Source organism: Sphingomonas sp., from assembly GCF_042095875.1.
GTDB lineage: Bacteria > Pseudomonadota > Alphaproteobacteria > Sphingomonadales > Sphingomonadaceae > Sphingomonas.
In genome coordinates, this window is record NZ_JBELMJ010000082.1 from 2,962 (window position 1) to 5,975 (window position 3,014).

Below are 3,014 nucleotides of genomic sequence, written 5' to 3' on the forward strand. Positions count from 1 at the left end.
CGGCCAAGTGTCTCACGCTTGCAACATCAATCTGCTTTTACGCGCCTACGCGCTTCAAGGGGTGCGCGGCGGCGTTGACTTGCGCCACCGCGCGGCGAAAGCGGTTGGCAACAGGAGGAATTCATCATGTCGTTCAAGTCCATGCTGGGTGGCGGCGTCGCAGCCGCGCTGCTCACCGTCTCGACCGCCGCCGCCGCGGCGCCCGCGCCCGCCAATCCGGCGGCGTCGCTGTCGGTCCGCGCGGCGACGCCGACGGCCAAGGCGAGCAAGATCGGCGCGGAAGTGCCGCGCTCGACGCTGATCAACATCGGCATTCTGGCGGTGATCATCGTGGGCGTGCTGGTCGCGGTCGGCGGCGACGACGACAGCGCCGACAGCAACTGATCGGACGCGCGCTGCCGCTCGGGTCGGGCGGCAATGACGCGAGACGGGGCGGCGTACCTGACCGGGTGCGCCGCCCTCGTCGTTCAGTCGAGCGTCAGGACGATCTTCCCGACGTGGTCGCCCGCCTCCATCCGGCGGTGCGCCTCGGCCGCGTGCGCCAGCGGGAAGGTGCGGTCGATCACCGGCTTCAATCGGCCCGCCTCGACGTGCGGCCACACCGTCTTGTGCAGCTCGTCCGCGACCAGCCCCTTGAACGCCGCGTCGCGCGCGCGCAGCGTCGATCCGGTCAGCGTCAGGCGACGGCGCATGATGTCGAAGATCGGCACGGTCGCGGTCGCGCCGCCCTGCACCGCGATCGAGACGTGGCGGCCGTCGTCCGCCAGGCACTGCATGTTGCGCGGCACGTAATCGCCGCCGACCATGTCGAGCACCGCGGCGCAGCCCTTGCCGCCCGTGATCGCCTTCACCTCGGCGACGAAATCCTGCGTCTTGTAGTTGATCGCGTGGTGCGCGCCGAGCGAGCGCGCGGCCTCGCACTTGGCGTCGGAGCCGGCGGTGACGATGATCGTCAGCCCGAACAGCCGGGCGAGCGCGATCGCCATCGTGCCGATCCCGCTCGTGCCGCCGTGGACCAGCACGGTGTCGCCCTCGACCGCGAAGGCGCGCTCGAACAGGTTGGTCCAAACGGTGAACAGCGTCTCGGGCAGCGCGGCGGCCTCGGTCATCGACAACGCCTCGGGCACCGGCAGGCACTGCGCGGCGGGGGCCACCGCGTACTCGGCATAGGCGCCGCCCGCGACAAGCGCGCAGACCGGCTGGCCGATCATCGCCGCGTCGACCTCGTCGCCGACCGCGACGATCGTGCCGGCGAGTTCGAGCCCGAGCGTGGAGGGCGCGCCGGGCGGCGGCGGGTAGCCGCCCTTGCGCTGGAGCACGTCGGGGCGGTTGACCCCGGCGGCGGCGACGCGGATCAGCACCTCGCCCGCGGCGGGGGCGGGCACCGGGCGCTGTTCGGCCACCAGCACCTCGGGTCCGCCCGGCGCATCCGGGTCGATCGCCTGCATCGTCTCGGGCACGTCACCCATCACCGATTTCCCCCATTTCGCGGCGGCCTTATTGACTTCGCGCCGGGCAGGGTCAACGTTCATCGCCGTGGACCCGGACGATATCCTCGGTCGCCGCGGCGACGACCCGCTGACCGCGCTGCTGCGCGAGGACCTGGATCGCCTGTCCGTCGCCGAGCTGGAGGAGCGCGTCGCGGCGCTGGAGGCGGAGATCGCGCGCTGCCGCGCCAAGATCGACGGCGCGGTCAGCCACCGCGCCAGCGCGGACGCGCTGTTCAAGGCCGGGTTCAAGTGATGAGGTCGCGCGCGCGATGACCGGCCTTGCCCGCCCGGACGCGCCGATCACGGCCGCGACGAGGTGGGTGGGCGATCGTTCGACAGGTGGTCGACGCGCTGGTTCGCGCCGGAGCCAACCGATCACCGTGCACGTTTATTCCCCTAACGGTGCAGCGAGCGCGCGGCTTGATGCGGGGCGTGCGGCTACCGACATAGGTGCAAAGGGCATCGCCTTCCGGGCGGCGCCCGACAGGAGTAAGTAACCGATGCCTTCTTTCGCCAGCGCTCTCGAGACCACGCTGCACAAGGCGCTCGAGGCCGCGTCCTCGCGCCGCCACGAATATGCGACGCTGGAGCACCTTCTGCTCGCGTTGATCGACGACGAGCACGCCGCTCAGGTGATGGCCGCGTGCGGGGTCGACACGGGTGAGCTGAAAACCACCGTCGCGCACTATCTCGACACCGAGCTGGGTGCGCTCAAGGTCGATGCCGCGACCGATCCGTCGCCGACCAGCGGCTTCCAGCGCGTCGTCCAGCGCGCGATCCTCCACGTCCAGTCCTCGGGCCGCGACGAGGTGACGGGCGCCAACGTGCTCGTCGCCCTGTTCAGCGAGCGCGAGAGCTACGCGGTCTATTTCCTCCAGCAGCAGGACATGAGCCGGCTGGATGCAGTCAGCTACATCAGCCACGGCGTTGGCAAGGGCAACGCCACCCCGGAGGCGACCAGCGTGAAGGGTGCGGAGGAAGAGAAGAAGGAGAAGGCCGAGGGCGGCAAGAAGGGCGAGAGCGCGCTCAAACAGTTCACCGTCGACCTGAACGAGAAGGCCAAGGTTGGCAAGGTCGACCCCTTGATCGGGCGCTCGGCCGAGGTCGACCGCACGGTGCAGATCCTGTGCCGGCGGTCCAAGAACAACCCGCTCTACGTCGGCGATCCCGGCGTCGGAAAGACCGCGATCGCCGAAGGGCTGGCGCGCAAGATCGTCGAGGGCGACGTGCCCGACGTGCTCAAGCCCGCGGTCATCTACTCGCTCGACATGGGCGCGCTGCTCGCGGGCACGCGCTACCGCGGCGACTTCGAGGAGCGACTGAAGGCGGTCGTCAACGAGCTGGAGAAGATGCCCGACGCGGTGCTGTTCATCGACGAGATCCACACAGTGATCGGTGCGGGCGCGACGAGCGGCGGGGCGATGGACGCGTCCAACCTGCTCAAGCCGGCGCTGTCGGGCGGCACGATCCGCTGCATCGGCTCGACCACCTACAAGGAGTTCCGCAACCACTTCGAGAAGGATC

4 protein-coding genes are annotated in these 3,014 nt (G+C 69.9%); 3 read left to right on the forward strand and 1 reads right to left on the reverse strand.

Going from position 1 to position 3,014, the window contains the following annotated elements; translation table 11 throughout:
- The first annotated feature begins 126 nt into the window (after positions 1 to 126).
- Positions 127 to 384, forward strand: coding sequence for a hypothetical protein (locus tag ACFDS6_RS16365; RefSeq protein ID WP_375273161.1), 258 nt, complete (start codon positions 127 to 129; stop codon positions 382 to 384).
- Between the two features lie 83 nt (positions 385 to 467).
- Here the strand turns inward: ACFDS6_RS16365 and ACFDS6_RS16370 are convergent, their stop codons facing one another.
- Positions 468 to 1,469 carry an NAD(P)H-quinone oxidoreductase gene (locus tag ACFDS6_RS16370; protein ID WP_375273162.1) on the reverse strand — a complete coding sequence of 334 codons (1,002 nt, stop codon included), beginning with the start codon at positions 1,467 to 1,469 and terminating at the stop codon, positions 468 to 470.
- A 67-nt stretch (positions 1,470 to 1,536) separates the two neighbouring features.
- On the opposite strand from ACFDS6_RS16370, the gene ACFDS6_RS16375 reads away from it, so the two are divergent.
- Together ACFDS6_RS16375 and ACFDS6_RS16380 are read left to right on the forward strand one after the other, a co-directional pair.
- The gene (locus ACFDS6_RS16375) at positions 1,537 to 1,743 is read left to right on the forward strand and encodes a DUF1192 domain-containing protein (protein ID WP_375273163.1); all 207 of its coding nucleotides are present in this window, start codon (positions 1,537 to 1,539) and stop codon (positions 1,741 to 1,743) included.
- 247 nt (positions 1,744 to 1,990) lie between these two features.
- A partial coding sequence (locus tag ACFDS6_RS16380) for an AAA family ATPase (protein ID WP_375273164.1) occupies positions 1,991 to 3,014 on the forward strand: 1,024 nt, incomplete at its 3' end.

What these genes read in the sequence shown, in the direction of transcription:
- ACFDS6_RS16365 (WP_375273161.1), top strand. Translation starts at nt 127, where the DNA reads ATGTCGTTCAAGTCCATGCTGGGTGGCGGCGTCGCAGCCGCGCTGCTC.
- ACFDS6_RS16370 (WP_375273162.1), bottom strand. Translation starts at nt 1,469, where the DNA reads ATGGGTGACGTGCCCGAGACGATGCAGGCGATCGACCCGGATGCGCCG.